Below are 20,762 nucleotides of genomic sequence, written 5' to 3'. Positions count from 1 at the left end.
GGTCCTCCCCGCGCCAGGCCCGTTCTTTTTGGCCTATTCCTTCTCGGGAGAATAAAGACGTGATCGCTCGCAGAACCGTTCTCGGCCTCGCCGCCGCCGCCCTGGCGACGCCGGCCCTGGCCCGGCAGGCGACGCCGCCCGCTCCCGTCTCCGCGCCCAAGGACTGGATCGATCCCAAGACCGGCCACCGCATCGTGCGCCTGTCGGAGGAGGGCGGCAGCAAGAACCTCTATTTCCACCAGCACGGCTACACGCCTCAGGGCGACCGGCTGGCCATCACCACGCCGTCGGGCATCGCCCTGGTGGACCTGAAGACCTTCAAGCTGACCCCGATCCCCAAGACCAAGGACGCCGACCTGCTGTTCTTTCCGCGCGGCTCGCGGCGGCTCTACTACTCGGTCACCGCGCCCGGCGAGGGCCAGCCGGTCGACCGGCCCAAGACCCTCTACGCGCTCGACATAGACAGCGGCAAAGCCAAGGTTGTCGGCAAGCTGGCCCAGGGCCAGATCGCCTCGGTCAACGCCGACGAGACCCTGCTGCTGGGGATCGTGACCTACGGCGGCAAGCCGCTGCAGCCCAACACCGTCGACGACCGCAAGCGCTTCGGCCAGGCCGAGTACGCGGCCAACGGCCCGGACGGCAAGCCGCTGTCCTTCGCCAAGGCCAAGGGCGTGCGGATGACCGAGCGGTTCGAGACGCCGACCCCGATGGAGATCTTCACGCTCGACCTCAAGACCGGTGAGCGCAAGGTGGTCCACGCTTCCGACAAGTGGCTGGGCCACGCTCAGTTCTCGCCGACGGATCCGACCCTGGTGATGTTCTGCCACGAGGGGCCCTGGCATCGCGTGGACCGCATCTGGACGGTCCGCACCGACGGCTCGGCCCTGACCAAGATCCACACCCGCACCATGAACTTCGAGATCGCCGGCCACGAGTTCTTCTCGGCCGACGGCAAGTGGATCTGGTACGACCTGCAGACCCCGCGCGGCCAGGTGTTCTGGATCGCCGGCCACGAGCTGGCGACGGGCAGGAAGCTCTATCGCCGCGTCGAGCAGAACGAGTGGTCGGTGCACTACAACGTCGCCGCCGACGGGGTGCTGTTCGCCGGCGACGGCGGCGACGCCGACATGGTCGCCCACGCGCCGGACGGCAAATGGCTCTACGCCTTCCGTCCCGAGACGATCCGCGACGCGGCCCTGCCGTACTACACCGACGACCTGATCACCGTGGACAAGATGGCCAGCGAACGGCTGGTCGACATGTCGGCTCACGACTACCGCCTGGAGCCGAACCTGACCTTCACCCCGGACCAGAAGTGGATCGTGTTCACCTCGAACATGCACGGGGCCAACCACGTCTACGCGGTCGAGGTGGCCAAGCGCTGAAATGGCCAAGCCTAGCTGAACCATTCGCCAGTATCGGCGTTATCGACACAATCCCCTTGTTGAGATCCCACTTCGGACCCCGGCGCGAAAGCGCCGGGGTCTTTCTTATGGGCCTCAGAGGCCGGTGACGCCCGAGGACTCCACGACCTCCGGCGGCTTGCCGTCCAGGGTGTCGATGCGGCTGCGGGTGAAGGTCCAGTCCCTGGCGTTGGCGATGCGGCCGCCGGCCTGGACGTCGAGGTCCAGGTCCGTGAACGCGAAGCGCTCAAGCGGCAGGTCGGAAAAGGCGGCGACCTCGAAGGCGGTCTTGGCGCCGATGGCCTTGATGTCCTTGACCCGCACGTCGCTGAGCCGGCAGCGGCCCTGCTCGGGCGGCACGTGCTGGGTCATCACCTTCCAGTAGGGCGGCACGTCGGTCATCCCCGCCGGGATCTCGGCGTAGCTGTAGGTCGGGTTCCAGTTCAGGTTCACGCGGAAGACGGTGAAGACGTCCTGCAGTTCCATGCCGGCGATATCGATGTCCCTGACCGCGCCGCCACGCGTGTGGGCCGACTTGAACAGGATGCCGACCGGGGTGGGATGGTGGACCTTCAGGCCCGAGACCTTGATGTCGTGGAAGCCGCCCGAGGTCTCGCTGCCGAAGGTGATCCCGGCCGAGGCGTCACGGATCACGCAGTCGCGGATGACGACATTGTAGGTCGGTCGCGCCACCCGCAGGCCGTCGGCGTCGCGGCCGGCCTTCAGGCACAGGGCGTCGTCGTTGCAGGCCACGTCGATCCGCTCGACTAGCACGTCGTGCGAGGAGTCGATGTCGACGCCGTCGGTCGAGGGGCCACGGCCGCCCTCGTTGTTGCGGATCTCCAGGTCGGCGATGTGGACGTCGTGCGAGTAGCAGACATGCACGGTCCAGAACCCCGCGCGACGCAGACGCGGGCCGGCCAGCTCGACCTGCTCGCTGTCGAACACCTGGATCAGCCGGGGGCGCTTGCAGTCGTAGTCGGCGGCCCAGCGCAGGCCCTTGGGATCGTACTTGCGGCGCAGGGCCCAGTAGCTGTCCCAGAATACCTTACCGTCGCCGTCGATGGTCCCGTCACCGACGATGCGGACGTTCTTCTGCCGGTAGACATTGACCAGGGCCGCCGGCCAGGTCAGCTCGATGCCGGCCACGCGGGTCGGCAGCTCCGGATAGTCCGCCAGGTTCTGGGAGCCCAGCAGGGTCACGCCCTTGTCCAGCCGCAGGGTGACGCCCGACTTCAGGAAGATCGAGCCGGTGCGATAGACGCCGGGCTTGAAGGCGACCGTCGCGCCCGTCTTGGCGGCCTCGTCGATGGCCGTCTGGATGGCCTTGGTGTTCAGCGTCCTGCCGTCGCCGACCGCGCCGTGGGCGTTGGCCAGGATCGCCTTGCCGGCCGCCAGGGCCAGGGTGGGCGCGCCAAGGGTGGTCGCGGCGACGAGGCCGAGCTGGAGGAGGGCGCGTCTCTGCATGGGAAGCCTCAGGCGCTGAAGGTGAAGGTGTGCGAGCCGGCGCCGACGTCGACGACGCGGCCCTTTCCATCTGGAGAAGGCAGCTCGACGCGAGCCGTTGTGTTGGCAGGGATCGTCACGGCCAGCTGGACGCCGCCGGACGTGCGCTTCCAGGCGCTGGAAATGCGACCGACCACGGACTCGTAGTCGCCGCGTGCGCCGGGCAGGCGGGGATCGATGAGCGGGCGGATGGCGATGCGGCGGAAGCCGGGCTCCAGGGCGTCGATGCCGATGATCCGTCGCCAGACGAAACCGCAGACCGCCCCGAACGCGTAGTGGTTCAGCGAGCCGGTGACGACGCCGTCCTTCAGCCCGTCCCAGCGCTCGAACACCGTCGTCGCGCCCTGGCCGACCTGGTAGCCCCACGAGGGCAGGTCGGTCTGCAGCAAGAGGCCATGGGCGAGATCCGCATGGCCGTGGTCGGCCAGCACGTCGAGGATGTAGGGCGTGCCGATGAAGCCGGTCGACAGCTTGGTCCCGCGCCGGCGGATGTCGGCCGCCAGCCTTTCGGCCGAGGCCGCTTGCAGCGCGGGCGGGACGAGGCCGAAGCGCAGGGCCAGGATATGGCTGGTCTGGCTGTCGTTGCCGACCCCGCCGTCGGGGCGGACGAACGCGCGGGCGAAGGCCTTGCCGATCCGGGCGCGCAGGGCGGTCAGGCGGGCGGCGTCGGCCGCGCGGCCGGTGGCCTGGGCCATCTCCGCCAGCAACTGCGTCGACCAGGCCCAGTAGGCGGTCGAGACCAGTTCCTTGGGCGTGGTGACGTCCGAGCGGCTCCTGGCGTCCACCGACAGCCAGTCGCCGTAATCCATGCCCCGGGCGTTGCGCCAGACGTGGTCGGGGTTGAGCGCCAGGAGCCGCCGGCTCCAGCGGTCCATGGCGTCCCAGTTCTCGTCGATGATCGCCGTGTCGCCATAGCGGCGCCAGACGGTCCAGGGCAGGATCACCGCCGCGTCGGCCCAGCCGGGGGTGTTCTGGCCCAGGGCCCAGAACGGCGCGGTGTCGGGCATCTCGCCGGTCGGCGCCTGGCCGGCCCGCACGTCACCCATGAACCGGCGGGTGAAGGCGTCGACATCCATGTTGAAGGCCGCCGCGTCCCAGAAGATCTGGGCGTCGCCGGTCCAGCCCATCCGCTCGTCGCGCTGCGGACAGTCGGTCGGCACGCCCAGGAAGTTGCCGCGCTGGCTCCACAGGGTGTTGCGGACGATGGCCTGGACCAGCGGATGGTCGATCCGCGCCGCGCCGGTCAGGGCCGCGTCGCTGTGCAGGACGACACCCTCGATCTCTAGCGCGCCCGGCCAGCCGGTGATCTCGACATAGCGGAAGCCATGGAAGGTGAAGCGCGGTTCCCAGGTCTCGCCGGCCGGATCGCCGCGCAGGACATAGGTGTCGGTCTGCAAGGCCCGACGGTTGGAGGTGGTGTTCAGCGTCCCGTCCGGATGCAGCGCCTCGGCGTGGCGCAGGACCAGGGTCCTCCCGGCCGGACCCTTCGGATGGATCCGGCACCAGCCGGAGAAGTTCTGGCCGAAGTCGACGATGCGCACGCCGGGTTTGGGCTCGGTCACCTTGACCGGCTTCAGCGTCTGGATCGCGCGGATCGGCGGTTCGGGATGGGCGGTCGGGCGATAGGCCGGCGCCTCGCCCCGGCGGGCCGGCGTCCAGGCGTGGTCGTCGAAGCCCGGCGCGTCCCAGCCGGCCTGGTCGAGGCGGGCGTCGAAGGTCTCGCCGTCATAGATCTCGGCCTTCAGTTCCGGCGCTCGCGCCAGGCGCCAGCCGTCGCCGTCGCCGTCGGTGGCGACGCGGCTGGTCGAGCCGTCGGGATGCGTGACCTCCAGCAGGGCCGAGAACCGGCGCGGCGGTGGCCCGAACACGTAGCGCAGGTCCAGGAACCCGAACGGGCTGCCGAACCAGCCGTCGGCGACGCTGGCGGCCAGGACGTTGTCGCCGCTCTTGAGCAGGCTCGTGACGTCGTAGGTTCGATAGAGCGCCCGGCCGCGGAAGTCGGTCGACTCCGGCGCCAGCACTCCGTCGCCGACCTTGGCTCCGTTCAGCCGCGCCTCGTAGCCGCCCAGAGCGGTGGCGTAGAGCCGGGCCTTGGCGACGGGCTTTTCCAGGCGGAACCCGCGCCGTAGGCGCACGGCCGGGCCGGTGACCCAGGGATGGCAATCCAGTTTGACGCGCGCCGGACCGGCCAGCGGCCAGGCCGCATCGTCAAAGTCGCGGGCGCGCCAGCCCTCGGGCGCGTCCAGGCTGGTGCGCCAGCCGTCCTTGGCGTGGACGCGGATCGCTTCGTCGCCCCGCGTGAGGTTCAGCCGCGCGGCCAGGGCGCCGCCGATCACCGGGCGCGGCTCGTCCAGGCGCAGGCCAACCTTGACGGAGAGGACGTGCGGTCCGGGCGTCATGTCGGTCAGAGCAAAGCTCGGTCCCTGGCCCCAGGCGGTGCGGTCGCCCGGCTTGATCAGCGGGACGCCATCCAGCCACAGGCCCGCGAGATTGTCCTTGGCCGACACGGTCACCGAGGCGGCCGTCAGACCCGCCGGCAGCTCGAAGCGCCAGCGGAAACGGCGGGGCGCGGCGTCGTCGGTGTCGCCCCAGACCCAGGACACGCCTTCCAGCCGTTCGGCCCGCATGTCCTCGGTCTCGGCCTCCAGCCAGCCGGCGCTCCAGTCGGCGGCCTCCAGCAGGCCCATCTCCCACCACGCGGGGGCGGAAGGGCGAATGGCCTTGCCGGCGCCGTCCCAGGCCTCGACCCGCCACCAGCAGCGCTGGCGCGAGGCCAGTGGCGCACCGGCATAGGCGATGTCGAAGGTGGCGTTCGAGGCGACCTTGCCGCTGTCCCACAGCAGCGGACCACCCGCCGTCAGGGCCTCGCGGCTGGCGGCCACGCGGATGCGGTAGGCGCTCTGCCCCGCGCCGGGGCCGCCGCCCTCCAGTGTCCACGAGAAGCGCGGCGTCCGGTTCTCCAGGCCCAGCGGCTGAACCATCTGGTCGACGCGCGGGGTGGCGAGGCGCGGGGCCGCCGACGCAGCGGCGCGCGCCGGTCCGGCCGCCAGGCCGACGCCGGCCCCGCCCAAGGTCAGCAGCTGGCGGCGGTCCATGACCTAACGCGCCGGGTTGAAGTCGGGCTTCTGGGCGAAGACGTAGGTCTCCCAGTCGGCGCGCGAATGGAAGTCGAGGCCTTTGTCCCAGGCCGCGCCCATGTAGTAGACGAACGGCTTGCCCGGCGTGACCTTGACCAGCACCAGCCAGTCGCTGTCGGTCTCGACCACGTCGACGATCTGGCGTGGGTCGACCAGCAGGGCGACGCCCATCGTGCCCTTGTCGGGGTCGGTGACATCCCAGAACGAGAACACGCCGTTGGCCTTGTCGGCGCGCAGGTCGCCAGCCTGCTTGGCGGTGGGAGCCTTGGTGATGCCCAGCGCCACGGTGATCGGCCCCTTGGCGTTCGAGCCGAAGGTCGAGACCATGCGCGTGAAGTTGGTGCCCATGGGCAGGGTGAAGGTCCGGCTTTCCCAGACCTGTCGCTTTTCACCCACCGTCCAGGGTGCGTAGCTGACCCTGAACGCGGCCGCGTCCGGGCCGTCCTTCAGGATCCTGTAGTCCTTCCAGTTGCGCGACACCCACAGCTTGCCGCCGTCCCAGACGCCCAGCCCGCCCGCGCCGCGGAAGGTCTTGACGTTGTAATAGTCGATGCCCTCGCCGTGATAGGCGTGCTGGTCGCCGGTGCGCAGCTGGCGGGTCATGAACGGGTAGCGGACGCTCTTGCCCCAGGCGTCGATCCCCGAGGTCGAGGGCGGCTCGAACTGTTCCAGGGCCGGACCGTAGATGCGGTGGGCCGTGCGGTCGTTCTCCCACAGGATGTCGTCGTAGCGCTCGGGCGCGTAGCGGACCGTGGCGCGCGGCTGGTCCTGGCCGGCGGGCGGCGGGGCCATGCGGTAGATCATCTTCGGCGGTGTCGGCTGGCCCGGCGCGGCGGGCGGGACCTGGGCCGGCGCCAGACCCGGCCCCTCGATCAGCGGATCGTAGGCGAGAGCGGCCACGGCCTTCATCTCGGTGGCGTGGCGGGCTTCCTCCTCCGGCCCCCGCACCGTGCGCGGCAGGGCCGGGGTCGGGGTGGTGGCGACGATGAAGTCGGCGGCGTCCTGGGCCGGCTCGGCCAGGGGCAGGGCGGTCGTTGGCTTGGACAGGTCCATCACCTCCAGCCCCGCCAGCAGGAAGGCGCCCGTGCCGTAGGGGCCGATGTCGGTGGCGGCGGTCGGCACCGGCTGGTCGCCGGTCTTCTGCACCGCGCCGATCATGCCGTTCGGGAGAACCTGGGCCTCCAGCGCCTTCCAGCCCTTCACGACCACCGGCTGGTAGGTCGCGCGGTCAAGGACGCCGTGATTGATCCCCCAGGCCAGGGCGTAGACGAAGAAGGCCGAGCCCGAGGTCTCGGCTTCCGGGAACAGATCCGGCTGCATCAGGCTGGACGCCCACAGGCCATCGGGGCGCTGCAGGCCGGCGACCCGCTTGGCCATGGCCTGGAACACCGTGATGTAGCGCGGGCGCTGGATGTAGTCGGCTGGCATCGCCTCCAGCACGCGGGCCATGCCGCCCATCACCCAGCCGTTGCCGCGCGACCAGAACAGCTTGCGGCCCTGGTCGTCGCGGCGCTCGACGAAGCGCTCGTCGCGGAAATAGAGGCTGTCGTCCGGGCTGTAGAGGCGGGCGAAGGTGCGCCACCACTGCTTGTCCATGGCCTCAAGATATTTCGGATCGCCGGTCAGGGCGCTCATCCGCGCCAGGACGGGCGGGGCCATGAATAGGGCGTCGCTCCACCACCAGACCAGGTGCTCGGGGATCGGCTGGCGAGCCAGGTGGGGCAGGCCCCAGTCCAGCCGCTGGCGCAGCGGCATGATCACGCCTTCCTGGCGGCGGCGGGCGTAGAGTTCTTCGTAGAGGTCGCCGATCGCCCATTCGTCGGCGTTCAGCATCAGCTTGGGCGAGCGCGACCCGCGCAGGCCGTAGTTGAAGTGCTCGGCCGCCTCGCTGAGAAAGACCAGGGTCTCCTTGTCGTTGGTCACGCGGGCCAGGCGGGCGGCGCCGACATAGTACGCAGCCGAGACCCAGTTGGACGACATCTCGCGCACGGCCCCGCCGGTCGAGACCGGGATCGGCTCGGCGCGCATGGCCTTGATCTGGGCGGAATTGGCGCGGTTCAGTACGGCCAGGACCGCGTCGGGCGCGGGCAGGACGTCCTGCTTGGCCGTGGCGGCCTTCGGCGCGCGAGGCGGAGCGGCCGAGACGCTCGCGCCCGACGCCAGGGCAGCGCCGGCGAGAACCAGGGCGATCACGGTGCGGTGGTTGGACACGACACGAAACATGGGTGATTTCCTCCGCACAACGCCACTGCAACCGGTGTCATTGTCATTATGTGGAAGCCTATGCCACAAAGTGGAATGGCTGGAAAGGCGATCGGGGAGGATCATATGACGTTCAAGTGGAGTCGCCGCGAGGCCTTGGCCGCTGGCGCCAGCCTGCCCTTAGCCAGCCTGATCCCGGCCCCCGCAAGCGCCGCCCGGAAGGTGCGCGACCAGGCTGTCTGGACCTTCGACAACCTCACCCGCATCGGCGGCGTCGAGGCCCATGCCGAGGGCGCGCCGAAGATCATCGACAGCCCTTGCGGCAAGGCCGTCCAGTTCGACGGCGTCCGGGACGTGCTGTTCGTCGAGCAGCACCCGCTGGCCGGGGCCCAGACCTGGACCTTCGAGGCGGTGTTCCGTCCGGACGGCGGGAACGAGGCCCAACGCTGGTTCCACCTTCAAGAGACGGCGCCGGAAGGGGCGCCGCCCTCGACCACGCGCTTCCTGTTCGAGATCCGCACCGTGGGCGGCGAGTGGTGGCTGGACGCCTTCGTCACCGGCCTCGGCTACAAGCACACCCTGATCTTCCCCGAGAAGCGCTTTCCGATTGGCCAGTGGTTCCACGTCGCCCAGAGCTATGACGGCAAGACGTATCGCTCGTATGTGAATGGCGAGCTGCAAGGCGAGGCCGAGATCGCCTATGCGCCACAGGGGCCGGGCCGCGCCTCGATCGGCGCGCGGATGAACAGGATCGACTTCTTCAAGGGGGCGGTGCGCGAGGCTCGCTTCACCCGCCGGGCGCTGGCGCCGGAGCGCTTCACCCGCCCGAAGGCCTGAGGACCGGGCGTTCCGTCCTCGGACGAGCGGCGGACCCTGGGTTCGTCGCCGAAGTGTCACGCTAGGACGCTAGTGGGACCTGGCGCGCGGGGCGTCGCGCGCGGGTCCCAGCATGCCGTCGTCCGACCTCATCCGTGCGCTTGTCCTGATGCTCGCCGCCGTCCCCGCGACGGCGCGGGCCGGCGAGCGGCCGCCGGCGACCCTGGCCGAGAGCGTCATGGCCTTCGCCGCCCAGCGCGACGTCGTGGTTGCGTTCGACACCGCGACCCTGGCGGGCCTTCCGGGCCGCGCCGCGCCGCGCGGGCTGTCGCCGCGCCAGACGATCGAGACCCTGGTGGCCGGGACCCACGTGTCGGTGCGCGAGGTCAAGCGCGGCGTCTTCGTGCTGCTGGCCGATGCGCCCACGTCGGTCGCGGCCTCGTCGCCGCCCAGTTCGCCGGCCAATCCGCCGGAAGCGCCGGCCCTGGTCGAACCGGTCACCATCAACGCCGCCTATGCGCAGAGCCTGGACCGGTCGCTGGCCCTGAAGCGCGCGGCCGCCTACAGTCTGGACGCCGTCAGCGCCGAGGACATCGCCCGCCTGCCGGCCTTCAACGCCGCCGAGGCCCTGCAGCTGGCGCCGGGCGTCAGCCTGGAGCGCCACCGCGGCGTCGGCCTCTATGTCAGCGTCCGGGGGCTGGGGCCGCAGTTCCAGAACGTGCTGCTGAACGGCCGGCCGATCGCCCTGAACGACCTCGTCGAGAATGGCGGCTTCCGGGGACGGCAGTTCCGCTTCGAGGTGCTGCCCGCCGACGTCATCGACCAGATCGAGGTGGTCAAGACCACGACCGCCGACATGGACGAGGGCGCCCTGGGCGGCGACATCGACGTGCGGACCTTCAAGCCGCTGGATCGCGGCCGGCGCTCGGTGATGTCGGTCCGCGCCTCCGAGGGGCGGGCCGGCCAAGTCGATCCGTCGGTCTCCGGAGTGTGGAGCTGGGTCGACGCCAGCGGTCGCCTGGGCGTGCTGGCCGGCGGCGTGGTCGAGCGGCGGCGGATCCGCAACGACCGCCTCTACCAGACTGGCTGGAACCTCGACCGCTTCACGTCGGTACTGGGACCGGGCCTCTACACCCCGACCCGCACGCGGCCGACCGTCGAGCTGGAGGACCGCCGGATGGCGTCCGGCGACTTTACCCTGCAGTGGCGGCCGACGGACGGCCTGAGCCTGGATCTGGACCTGCTGGCCACCCGACTGGACGCCCACTACGACGAGTACGGCCTGGACATCTATCCGGACGATCCGTCGGTCTCGAGCCCGCGCTTCGTGGCGGGCACGCAGGGGGTGAAGGGCGACACCGTCCAGGCCGGGACCATCGACAACGTCCGCTGGATGGCCTCGCACGAGATCAGCCTGAACCGCCACGACCTGGTCGCCGTGGGCGCCCACGGCCGCTGGGCAAGGGGCGCGTGGACGCTGGACGGCGACTGGGGCTATTCGCGGGCCCGCAGCTATCACCCGGACGGCCGGGGCACGGTGCGGGCCCGCGTGGCCTTCTTCGCGCCGCTGACCTACGACTTCAGCCATGGCCTGGCGGGCGGGCCCGATCTGCGGACGACCGTCGACTACGCCGATCCCGCCAACTATGTCGGCCAGTCGTTCGACTACACCTTCAAGGACTCCCGCGACGTCGACGAGACCGCCAAGCTGGACCTCCTGCGGCCCATCGGCGCGTTCGCCTTGCGCCTGGGCGTCGAGAGCCATCGGCGCTCGCGGGACTACCGTCGGCGCGACTGGACGCTGGATACGCTGGTCGGTCAGCCGCTGGTCGGGCTTGGATCATCCGCCTACGGATCGACGCCGTTCGCGGACTTCCTGTCGGGCGTCGACGCCGACCTCCCCCGGCGCTGGGTCGCACCCAACGCCCAGGCCTTTTACGACCTGCTCTACACCCCGGCGGTCGCCGCCTGGCCGCCGACGGCGGCGGACCTGCGCAATTCGTTCGTGGTCGAGGAAAAGATCCGCTCGGCCTACGCCCGGCTGGACTTCGAGGGCGTCGCGCTCGGCTGGCCGATCGATGGCAATCTGGGCCTGCGCTACGCGGCCACCCGCCAGGTGTCCAAGGGTGTCTTGTCCAGCGGCTCGGACCCGCTGCCGGCGCAGTGGCGCAAGGCGTACGGCGACTGGCTGCCCAGCGCCAACCTGAAGGTCCAGTTGCGCGACAGGCTCTATCTGCGCCTGGCCGCCTCGCGGGTGGTCAGCCGGCCCAACGTGGTCGACAACGCCCCGCGCATCACCATCGCCCGCGACACCCCGACGGCCAACGGCGGCAATCCCGAGCTGGACCCGTTCCTGGCCACCCAGCTGGACGCCTCGATCGAGTGGTACGCGCGATCGGGAGGCGCGCTGACCCTTGCCGCCTTCGACCGGCGGCTGGACGACTACATCACCGCCCAGAACACCTTCATCGAGGTCCCGGGACGCGGCCAGGTGCTGCTGTCGACCAATGTCAACGGCGGGCAGGCGCGCATTCAGGGGGTGGAGCTGACCTTCGCCCAAGTGTTCCGCGACTTGCCCGCGCCGTTCGACGGCCTGGGCGTGCAGGGCTCGGCGACCCTGGTGCGCAGCCAGGCCAACTACTTCGCCGGCGACCGGGTGATCCGCAATGCGCTGATGGGTCTGTCGCGCTCGACCTACAGCGCCGTGGTTTTCTACGAGAAGGGCCGGGGCTCGGTGCGGCTCGGCTACAATTGGCGGGGGTCATACCTGACCTCGATCGGCAGCTCGATCACCGCCCCGGCGACCACGGCCGCGTTCGGCTCGCTGGACGGCGCGGCCTCGTGGCGGATCGACCGCCGCGCCACCCTTTCCCTGGAGGGCGTCAACCTGACCGACGCCCGCCGCTACGTCTATGGCGAGAGCCGCGACCAGCCGATGGAGATCCATCACTGGGGCCGGTACCTGTCCGCGAGGATGAGATGGGCGTTCTGACCTTCCGTGGCGCGGCGGGAACCCGCGCCGACCTGCCCGACGGGCCCAGCGAGGCGGTGGAGGCCAATCCGCCGATGGAGGCGCCGCGCTTCGAGGCGCTGGTGTCACGCTACCGTCGTCCGCTGCTGCGCTTCTTCCAGCGTCGGTCGGTCGGGGTCGAGGACGCCGAGGACCTGACGCAGGAGGTCTTCATGCGGCTGTCGCAGCGGTTCTCGCGCCTGCACTGGGGCAATCCGGACGGGCTGGTGTTCACGGTCGCCTCCAACGCTCTTATCGACCACGAGCGCCACCAGCGGTCGCGGCAGCGAGGCCGCCATGTCGAGGTCGACCCAGCCCTGCCCGCCGACGAGCCGACCGCCGAGGCGACCCTGGCTGGACGCGAGCGGCTGGCCTTGCTGGTTGCGGCCCTGGACGACCTGCACCCGAACGCCCGCGCGGTGTTCGTGCTTTGCCGGTTCGAGAACCTGACCCAGGCCGAGGCGGCGGCGCGCCTGAACCTGTCGATCAGCGCCGTCGAGAAGCACATGATGAACGCCCTGGCGCGTCTGCGCGAAGCGATCGAGGTTTCGCATGACGCCTAGTGACGACATGGACCCGCGCCGCCTGCTGGCGGCCAGCCTGACGCGCCCGCTGACCACGGCCGAGCGGACCGCGCTGGACGCCTGGGAAGCCGGCTCCGCCGAGGCCCGCGAGGAGGTCGCCCGCACCCGCGAGGTCTGGCTGGCCATGGGCCTGGCCGCCGAGGACCCGACCGTGCGCGCCCTGCGCCGAAGCGTCGGTCGCAAGGCGCGGCCGGAACGCCGTCCGCTGTTGGCCGGTCTTGGCCTGCTGGCCGCCGCCCTAGTCGTGGGCGTGGCGCTGAACGCCCAGCCCCAGGTCGAGACCTACGCCGCGCCCGCGCACGCCGCCGCGCGCCTGACCCTGGCCGACGGCAGCCATGTGGTGCTCAGTCCGGGCGGCCGCCTGACGACGCGCTTCTCGCGGCGCGCGCGCGACGTGTCGCTGGAGGCCGGCGACGGCTTCTTCGAGGTGACCCACGACAAGCGCCGGCCGTTCGCGGTCGCCGCCTCGGGCCGGACACTGACGGTGCTGGGCACGCGGTTCAACGTGGCCGGCGGCGCGCGGCTGACCGTGTCCCTGGTCCAGGGCTCGCTGCGCGTCAGCCAGCCCGGCGCGCCGAGCGTGCTGCTGGTCCCTGGCCAGCGCTATGTCGGGGCCTCGGACGTCGGCGGCGCCGCCCAGGCGGGTGACGTCAGGAGCGACGCGGCCTGGACCGACGGCCGCGTGGTGCTGGCCGACGCCAGCCTGGCCGAGGCGGCGGAGCGCCTGTCGCGGGTGTCCGGGCGGCGGGTCGCGTTGACCGATCCGTCCCTGGCGCGTCTACGACTGTCGGGCTCGCTGCCTATCGAGCGCATGGACGACGTCGGCGCGGCGCTGGAGGCCCTGCTGCCGGTGCGGGCCCAGACCACGGCCGGGGGCGACCTGATCGTCTCACCGGTTTCCAGACCCTCCGCCAAATTCTCCGAACGCGGATAAAATATAGAGTTTTCAACAGGATCGTCGCAAATAATTCACCGGTTCCCGACTGAGGGGCCGGCGCCTGGCCCTCGTTCTTCTGCCCTGACCCGCCTCCCTGCGGGTTCAGCAAAAGATCGGGGGATAGATGTCCAGCTCGAAGTTCAATTCGAAGGTCCGGGGCGCGCGCTGCGCGGGCGCCGTCGCCGTCCTCGCCTTCGCCGCCCTGGCCGCGGGCCAGGTCCGGGCCGCCGAGGTCGCCGCCGCGCCGGCCGCCGCCGAACCCGCCGCCGACGCGGTCGAGGAGATTGTCGTCACCTCGTACGGCAAGAGCCTGCAGGCCGCCGCTCAGCTGAAGCGTAACGCCGAGTACGGCCTGGACGCCGTCAACGCCGAGGACATCGGTAAATTCCCGACCCGCAACGCCGCCGAGGCGCTGCAACTGGTCACCGGCGTCACCATCGACCGCCAGCGCGGCGCGGGCCTCTATGTCAGCGTCCGGGGCCTGGGGCCGCAGTTCCAGTACACCGAGCTGAACGGCCGCTCGATCGCCGTCAACGACCTGATCGAGAACGGCGGCGCCAAGGGCCGCCAGTTCCGCTTCGAGGTGCTGCCCGCCGAGCTGATCTCGCAGATCGAGGTGGTGAAGACCCCGACCGCCGACATGGACGAGGGCGCCCTGGGCGGTAATATCAACATCAAGACCTTCAAGCCGTTCGACCTGGGCAGGAAGGCCGCCTTCTCGGTGCGCGAGACCTATAACGACGTGCGCAAGAAGGCCGACCCGTCGTTCTCGGGCCTGGGCAGCTGGACCAACGCCGACAACACCCTCGGCGTCCTGGCTTCGGGCCTGTACGACGAGCGCCACGTGCGCAACGACCGCCTGTACCAGGTCGGCTGGAACCTCGATAAGTTCAAGTCGGTGCTGGGCAGCGGCTTCTACACGCCCTCGCGCACCCGCCCGACCATCGAGACCGAGCACCGCAAGCTGTATTCGGGCGCCGTCTCGGGCCAGTGGAAGCCGAACGGCGACTTCCAGACCGACGTCGACGTGCTCGTCACCCGCCTGGACGTCGACTACGACGAGTTCGGCCTCGACATCTATCCGGACGACAGCACCTTCGCGACGCCGCAGTTCGTGGCCGGCAGCCAGAAGGTCGTCGGCGACACCGTGGTCGGCGCGACGATCAACAACGTCCGCTGGATGGCCTCGCGCGAGACCAGCCTGAACCGCCACGACCTGGCGGTCTTCGGGATCAAGCAGGCCTGGACCCCCGGCGCCTGGGCGTTCAACGCCGAGTACGGCTATTCGCGCGCCCGCAGCTATCACCCGGACGGCAAGGCCACGACGCGCGACCGCATCGCCTTCTTCGCGCCGCTGACCTACGACTTCTCGCGCGGCTACACGGCGATCCCGCAGCTGACCACGACGGTCGACTACACCAACCCGGCCAACTTCGTCGGTCAGGCGTTCGACTACACGTGGAAGGACTCGCGCGACACCGACGAGACCTTCCGCCTGGACGGCTCGCGCGTGTTCTCGGGCTGGTTCACCAAGATCGCGTTCGGCGCCGAGCAGCACAATCTGAACCGCACCTATCTGCGTCGCGACTGGGTGCTGAACGACATTCTCAACGTGCCGCTGACGACCCTGGGCTCCAGCTTCTACGAGACCATGCCGTTCTCCGGCTTCCTGTCGGACTTCTCGGGCAATACGCCGCGCACCTGGGTCACGCCCACCAGCGACGCCTACTACAACAAGCTCTACACGGCGGCCGTCGCGGCCCAGCCGTGGTCGGCGGCCGACCTGCGCAACTCGTTCATCGTCGACCAGAAGATCCACAGCGCCTATGTGCGCGGCGACTTCAAGTTCGACCTCGGCGGCCTGCCGGTCAGCGGCAATCTGGGCGTCCGCTACGCCAAGACCAAGCAGTTGGCCTCGGGCACGCTGACCAGCGGCTCGACGCCGGTGCCGGTCGGTTACCTGAAGGAATACAGCAACTGGCTGCCCAGCCTGAACGTCAAGGTCGAGCTGCGTGACGACCTGATCGCCCGCTTCGCCGCGTCGCGCGTCGTCAATCGTCCGAACGTCACCGACAGCGCCCCGCGCATCAGCGTCTCACGCGACTCGCCGACGGCCTCGGGCGGCAACCCGGACCTGAACCCGTTCCTGGCCGACCAGTACGACGCCTCGCTGGAATGGTACCCGGCCCCGACCACGGCCGTGACCGGCGCGATCTTCGTCAAGAAGATGGACGACTACATCACCGCCCAGAACACCACGATCCAGGTGCCCGGCCGCGGCGACATCCTGCTGTCGACCAGCGTCAACGGCGGCGACGCCGAGATCAAGGGCTTCGAGGCGGCCTATAACCAGCAGCTGTCGTTCCTGCCCGGCCTGCTCGACGGCCTGGGCGTGCAGGCCTCGGTCACCCTGGTGGACAGCAAGGCGAACTACTTCGCCGGCAACCGTCAGATCAAGGACGACCTGGTCGGCCTGTCCAAGCGCAGCTGGAACCTGGTCGGCTACTACGAGAAGGGCCCGATCAGCGCCCGCCTTGGCTGGTTCTGGCGCTCGCGCTACCTGTCGTCGATCGGCAGCACCACCACGGCCCAATCCTATGTCGACGCCTACGGCTCGCTGGACGGCTCGCTCTCGTACCAGATCACCCCGCAATACGCGGTGACCCTGGAGGGTTCGAACCTCAGCAACGAGATCCGCTACCTGTACGGCAAGACCAAGGACCAGCCGATGGAGATCTATCACTGGGGCCGCACGGTTTCGCTGACCCTCCGCGGCAAGTTCTAGGCCTATCCCCATCCCCGGCGGCCCTCTCGCGACGAGGGCCGTCCACTTCACGCGGGCCGGCCAACGAAGGTCGGCCCGCGCCTTTCCTTCTTCCCACGAGGCCTCCATGCGCACGCTGATCCTCGCCGTCGCCTTGTCGGTCGCCGCCTTCGCAAGCCAGGCCGCCGAGCCGGCGAAGATCAACAGCCTGCGCTGGCTGGGCTCGCACAACAGCTACCGGCCGGCGCTGGACCCGGAGGCCATGGTCCACCAGCGCCAGGTGATGGGCGAGCGCTCGCGCGGCGTCGAATATGGCCACCCGCCGATCCAGGCGCAGCTGGACCTGGGTATCCGCCAGCTGGAGTTCGATCCCTACGCCGACGCGACGGGCGGCCTCTACGCCGCGCCGTACGCCAGCGACCCGGCCAAGAGCGCGATCATGAAGCAGCCCGGCGCCAAGGTGCTGCACGCGCCCGTGATCGACAGCCGCACCCTGTGCCTGCGGCTGTCCGACTGCTTCGCCGAGGTCGCGACCTGGTCCAGGGCCCATCCCGGCCACGCCCCGATCGTGATCTTCGTCAACACCAAGGAAGAACCGTTCAACACGCCGGCCATTCCGAATCCGCCGCTCTGGACCGAGGCCGACCTCGCCGGGATCGACGCCGACGCCGTGAAGGCCTTCGGCCGCGACCGGATCATCGCGCCCGACGACGTGCGCGGCGCCAGGGCCACCCTGCGCGAGCGCGTGACCGCCGGCGGCTGGCCGACCGTCGACGGCGCCAAGGGCAAGGTGCTGCTGGTGCTGGACGCCAATCCGCGCGTCGAGGACGCCTATCGCGCCGGCCATCCGTCGCTGAAGGGCCGGGCGCTGTTTGGCCTCTACGCCGAGACCGAGGCCGAGGCGGCGGTGTTCAACATCCAGGATCCGCGTCCGGAGGAGAACCGCATCAAGGCCTTGGTCGCCCAGGGCTTCCTGGTCCGCACCCGCAGCGACGCCGACACCACCGAGGCTCGCAACCACGACCTGACCCGCCTGCAATCGGCCGAGCGGTCCGGCGCGCAGATCATCAGCACCGACTACTATCCCGGCGCGCCCGATCCGCTGGACCTGAAGTTCGAGGTGAAGCCGTCCTGGTTCGGAAGATAGGACGCTACAGCTCGCCGCCGATCCGCTCGACCTCGTCGGCGAGGGCGGCCATGTCGAGGATCTTCAGGGTGCGGCCGCTCTGGCGGACGATGTTCAGGCTGGCCAGCCGGTTCAGCTCGCGGGTCACCGGCTCGCGCTGGCTGCCGACCAGCACCGCCAGCTCGGCATGGGTGGGGCAGGGGTGGATCACCGCCGTCTCGCCATCGCCGCCGGCGGCCGTGGCCATGCGCAGCAGCTCGATGTCGACGCGGCAGGCCACCGACACGGCGGTCAGCTCGAACAGGCGGTCGGTCAGGGCGCGGGTCAGGCTGGCCATGTCTTCCAGCAGGGCCCGCATGAAGCGCGGCGACTCCTCGAACAGGCGCAGCACCAGGCGCTGGGGCAGGCGCACCAGCCGCACGTCTTCCAGCGCCACGATGTTGACCGAGCGCGGCAGGCCGTCGATGGCGGAGATCTCGCCGAAATAGCCGCCGGGCAGGATGCGCCGGTAGCCGACCTCGCGCCCCGACCGCGCGTAGAGATTGGCCAGCAGGATGCCGTCCACCAGCAGGTAGATCCCGCCATCCTCGTCCCGCCGCTGGACGATCATCTCGCCCTTGCCGTAGCGGAGGTGTTCGATCTGGGCTCCCAACGCCTCGACCTCTTGGCGAGACATGTGACGGAACAGCTTGTTGGTCCGGTAGTCCTCGACCGTCGCGGTGTTCGGCGCGCGCGAGGATGATGAAGGAATCACGGTCATCGACTACGGTCCTTCGCTGTCGAGCGGGGGCGGCGGGAATGGAAAACCGACAGCGATACAAGGCCTTTATCAGCTATAGCCACCATGACCGCCAAGCCGCTGAATGGCTTCACCGCGCTTTGGAGACCTATCGCGCGCCCCCTAGGTTGACGGCGCGCGACGGCGCTAGCATCGCGGGTGGGTTGCGGCCGATTTTTCGCGATCGCGACGAGCTGAGCGCGACCGCCGATCTGGGCGAGACCATCCGGAACGCCCTCGACCATTCCGACGCCCTGATCGTCCTGTGTTCGCCCACCGCCGCCGAATCGCGCTGGGTCGACCAGGAGGTCGCCTATTTTCTGAAGGATCGGGGTCCTGGCGCGGTCCTCTGCGTGATCACCCCGGCGACGCCCGACGCCGTCCTGCTGCCCGACATCATGCCGCCGGCCCTGCGCGCGACCCTGCCCGAGGGGGTCGAACCCCTGGCCGTCGACCTGCGCCGCGACGCGGACGGCAGGCGGCTGGCGCGGCTGAAGATCGCCGCCCGGCTGTTGAACGTCAGCCTGGACCAGCTGGTGCAGCGCGACGCCCGTCGCCGCCTGAGCATGATGGCGGCCTTCACAACCCTGGCCGCGCTGGTCACGGTGGGCATGGGCGCGATGACCATCGCCACCCTGAAATCGCGCCAGATCGCCCGCGAGCAGCGCGACGAGACCGAGGCCCTGGTGGCTTACATGCTGGGCGACCTGCGCCAGCAGCTGGAGCCGGTGGGGCGCCTGGACGTGCTGGACGGGGTCAGCGCCAAGGTGCTGGCCTACTACGCCAAGGCCAAGACTGATCGGCTGGACGACAAGGCCCTGGCCCAGCGCGCCAAGGCCCAGACCCTGCTGGGCACGATCCGCGAGCAGCGCGGCGACCTGGCGGGCGCCCAGGACGCCTTCGGCCAGGCGGCCGCGACCACCCACGCCCTGGTCGAGCGCGACCCGACCAATGGCGAACGGATCTTCGACGAGGCCCAGAACGTCTTCTGGCTGGCCTATATGGAATGGCGGCGCGGCGACGTCGCCAGCGCCGAGCGCGGCTTCCGGCGCTATGACGAACTGGCCCGGACGCTGGTGAAGCTGGACCCCAGGCGGGCGGAGTGGCGCATCGAGGTCGCCTACGCCCAGAACAACCTCGGCACACTGATGTTCGAACAGGGGCGGGCCGAGGAGGCGCTGGTCGCCTTCCAGAAGGCCCTGGCGGTGTTCGAAGCCGAGCGTGTTCGGGATCCACGGAACCTGGCTCGGATCACCGACACGTCCGACACGCGCGCCTGGATCGCGGATTCGCTGCTCAGGCAAGGGCGAGTCCGCGAAGCCTTTGTCGAACGCCAGGCCTCGCTCGACATGTTGACCCAGGCCCAGAAACAGGCGCCGGAGGACAAGCGGCTGGCCGCCCAGGCCATCGCGACGGGATTGGCCCTGGCGCGTCTGGAACTCGACCTGGGCCGGCTGGACGACGCCCGGGCGCGCTCGAACGAAGGCCTGCGTCAGCTGCGGGAACTGGCCGCGCTGGATCCCACGAACGCCTACTGGAGCGAGTTTCTGCTGATCGGCCAGATCGACCTGGCCGACATCACGTGCTGGTCCGGCGACATGACGACGGCCAGGGCGGCGCACGCCGCGGCCGCGGCCGCCCTGGCCAAGCTCCGCGTGGGCGAGGCCGCCAAGGCTTGGCGCGGCGATCTGGATGGTCGCCTGGAGCAGCAGGCGGTGGTGCTGGCGCGGCGCGGCGGCGACGCGGCCGGGGCGCGGGCGATGGCCCAGGCGATCGTGGACCGCCTGCGGGCGACGCCGGCCAAGCGCGAGGGCGCGGCGGACCGCTCGCTGGTGCTCGGCTTCGCGCAGCTGGAGGCGGGCCATGCGGACGAGGCCATCGCGACCCTGGCGCCGCGAAGGACGTCGCTCAGCCCGGCCTACAATATCGTCCTGGCGCGGGCCTATCTGGCGACCGGTGAGCGCGCCCAGGCCGAAGGCATCGTGCGCGCGCTGAAAAAACATGGTTACGCGCACCCAAGCTTAATGGCCTTTTAGCAAAATTCCCCTGTAGGTGGAATCTTCAGTTGGGAGGCACTGAAATGACGGAACCTACACCCTCTAAAGTTGTCGAGCTGGTTATCGGCTTGGACAGCAACTTCAACTTCATGAACTTCCTGCATCCGGACCGGCCCACGCGTCTGTCCCTGGATTTGAGCGAACGCTGCGAACTGGTCTTCACGCTCAGCGATCAACTGATCAATGCTGGCTGGACCTTCCAAAGCCGACCGGTCAAGTTCCATCGCGACTACGGGATCAACTTCTCCAGCTTCGTCTGGGTGCCGTATTCGATCGATGGCGGCGATCCTGATGTGCGTTCGCGCTTCAAGGTCATCTACGAGGACCAGCGCATGGGCGAGTACACCTACAGCCTCTACATGCAGGACAACCACGGTCAGAAGGTCGACCTGGATCCTGACATCTCGAACGGCGCGGGTCGCGTTCCCTGATCGGGGACGCC

At 69.8% G+C, this 20,762-nt stretch carries 13 protein-coding genes; 9 read left to right on the top strand and 4 right to left on the bottom strand.

Translation table 11 applies throughout. The annotated features are described in order from the left end of the window. Positions 1-59 precede the first annotated feature (59 nt). Positions 60-1,385, top strand: coding sequence for an oligogalacturonate lyase family protein (locus K8940_RS20280; protein WP_223391855.1), 1,326 nt, complete (start codon positions 60-62; stop codon positions 1,383-1,385). A 114-nt stretch (positions 1,386-1,499) separates the two neighbouring features. Here the strand turns inward: K8940_RS20280 and K8940_RS20275 are convergent, their stop codons facing one another. Genes K8940_RS20275 through K8940_RS20265 form a run of 3 tightly spaced genes read right to left on the bottom strand, consistent with a single transcriptional unit; the run spans position 1,500 to position 8,269 of the window. Further along, positions 1,500-2,870 carry a glycoside hydrolase family 28 protein gene (locus K8940_RS20275; protein WP_223391854.1) on the bottom strand — a complete coding sequence of 457 codons (1,371 nt, stop codon included), beginning with the start codon at positions 2,868-2,870 and terminating at the stop codon, positions 1,500-1,502. 8 nt (positions 2,871-2,878) lie between these two features. Continuing rightward, on the bottom strand, positions 2,879-6,004 hold the full coding sequence (locus K8940_RS20270; protein WP_223391853.1) for an alpha-L-rhamnosidase: 3,126 nt from the start codon (positions 6,002-6,004) through the stop codon (positions 2,879-2,881). Between the two features lie 3 nt (positions 6,005-6,007). Continuing rightward, positions 6,008-8,269, bottom strand: a complete 2,262-nt coding sequence (locus K8940_RS20265; RefSeq protein WP_223391852.1) for a glycoside hydrolase family 88 protein — start codon at positions 8,267-8,269, stop codon at positions 6,008-6,010. A 105-nt stretch (positions 8,270-8,374) separates the two neighbouring features. Here K8940_RS20265 and K8940_RS20260 point away from each other — a divergent pair, with 105 nt between their 5' ends. From K8940_RS20260 to K8940_RS20235, 6 genes are all read left to right on the top strand, one after another. After that, the gene (locus tag K8940_RS20260) at positions 8,375-9,085 is read left to right on the top strand and encodes a LamG domain-containing protein (RefSeq protein ID WP_223391851.1); all 711 of its coding nucleotides are present in this window, start codon (positions 8,375-8,377) and stop codon (positions 9,083-9,085) included. Positions 9,086-9,233: 148 nt separating this feature from the next. Then, positions 9,234-12,056 carry a TonB-dependent receptor gene (locus K8940_RS20255; RefSeq protein WP_223391850.1) on the top strand — a complete coding sequence of 941 codons (2,823 nt, stop codon included), beginning with the start codon at positions 9,234-9,236 and terminating at the stop codon, positions 12,054-12,056. Further along, on the top strand, positions 12,044-12,637 hold the full coding sequence (locus K8940_RS20250) for an RNA polymerase sigma factor (protein WP_223391849.1): 594 nt from the start codon (positions 12,044-12,046) through the stop codon (positions 12,635-12,637). The genes K8940_RS20255 and K8940_RS20250 overlap by 13 nt, the downstream gene beginning before the upstream one ends. Continuing rightward, positions 12,627-13,592, top strand: a complete 966-nt coding sequence (locus tag K8940_RS20245; RefSeq protein ID WP_223391848.1) for a FecR family protein — start codon at positions 12,627-12,629, stop codon at positions 13,590-13,592. Before K8940_RS20250 ends, K8940_RS20245 begins: the two co-directional genes overlap by 11 nt. 127 nt (positions 13,593-13,719) lie before the next feature. Continuing rightward, entirely contained in the window at positions 13,720-16,380 is a 2,661-nt protein-coding gene (locus K8940_RS20240; RefSeq protein ID WP_223391847.1) for a TonB-dependent receptor, read from the top strand. A gap of 106 nt (positions 16,381-16,486) precedes the next feature. Then, a complete protein-coding gene (locus K8940_RS20235; protein ID WP_223391846.1) occupies positions 16,487-17,506 on the top strand; it encodes a phosphatidylinositol-specific phospholipase C domain-containing protein in 1,020 nt (339 codons plus the stop codon). A gap of 4 nt (positions 17,507-17,510) precedes the next feature. On the opposite strand, the gene K8940_RS20230 is transcribed toward K8940_RS20235, so the two are convergent. Further along, positions 17,511-18,245, bottom strand: coding sequence for a Crp/Fnr family transcriptional regulator (locus tag K8940_RS20230; protein WP_223391845.1), 735 nt, complete (start codon positions 18,243-18,245; stop codon positions 17,511-17,513). Between K8940_RS20230 and K8940_RS20225 the strand changes: the two genes are divergently transcribed. Continuing rightward, positions 18,224-20,299: a TIR domain-containing protein gene (locus K8940_RS20225; protein WP_317847008.1), complete on the top strand. Its 2,076-nt coding sequence runs from the start codon at positions 18,224-18,226 to the stop codon at positions 20,297-20,299. The two genes, K8940_RS20230 and K8940_RS20225, sit on opposite strands and share 22 nt — an antisense overlap. Positions 20,300-20,343: 44 nt before the next feature. Beyond that, the gene (locus K8940_RS20220) at positions 20,344-20,751 is read left to right on the top strand and encodes a hypothetical protein (RefSeq protein WP_223391843.1); all 408 of its coding nucleotides are present in this window, start codon (positions 20,344-20,346) and stop codon (positions 20,749-20,751) included. The last annotated feature ends 11 nt before the right edge of the window (positions 20,752-20,762 follow it).

Origin of the sequence: Caulobacter segnis, from assembly GCF_019931575.1 — a bacterium.
Taxonomy (GTDB): Bacteria; Pseudomonadota; Alphaproteobacteria; order Caulobacterales; family Caulobacteraceae; genus Caulobacter; species Caulobacter segnis_C.
Note: the sequence above shows the minus strand (reverse complement) of the source record. Positions and strands in the feature narration are given on the sequence as shown.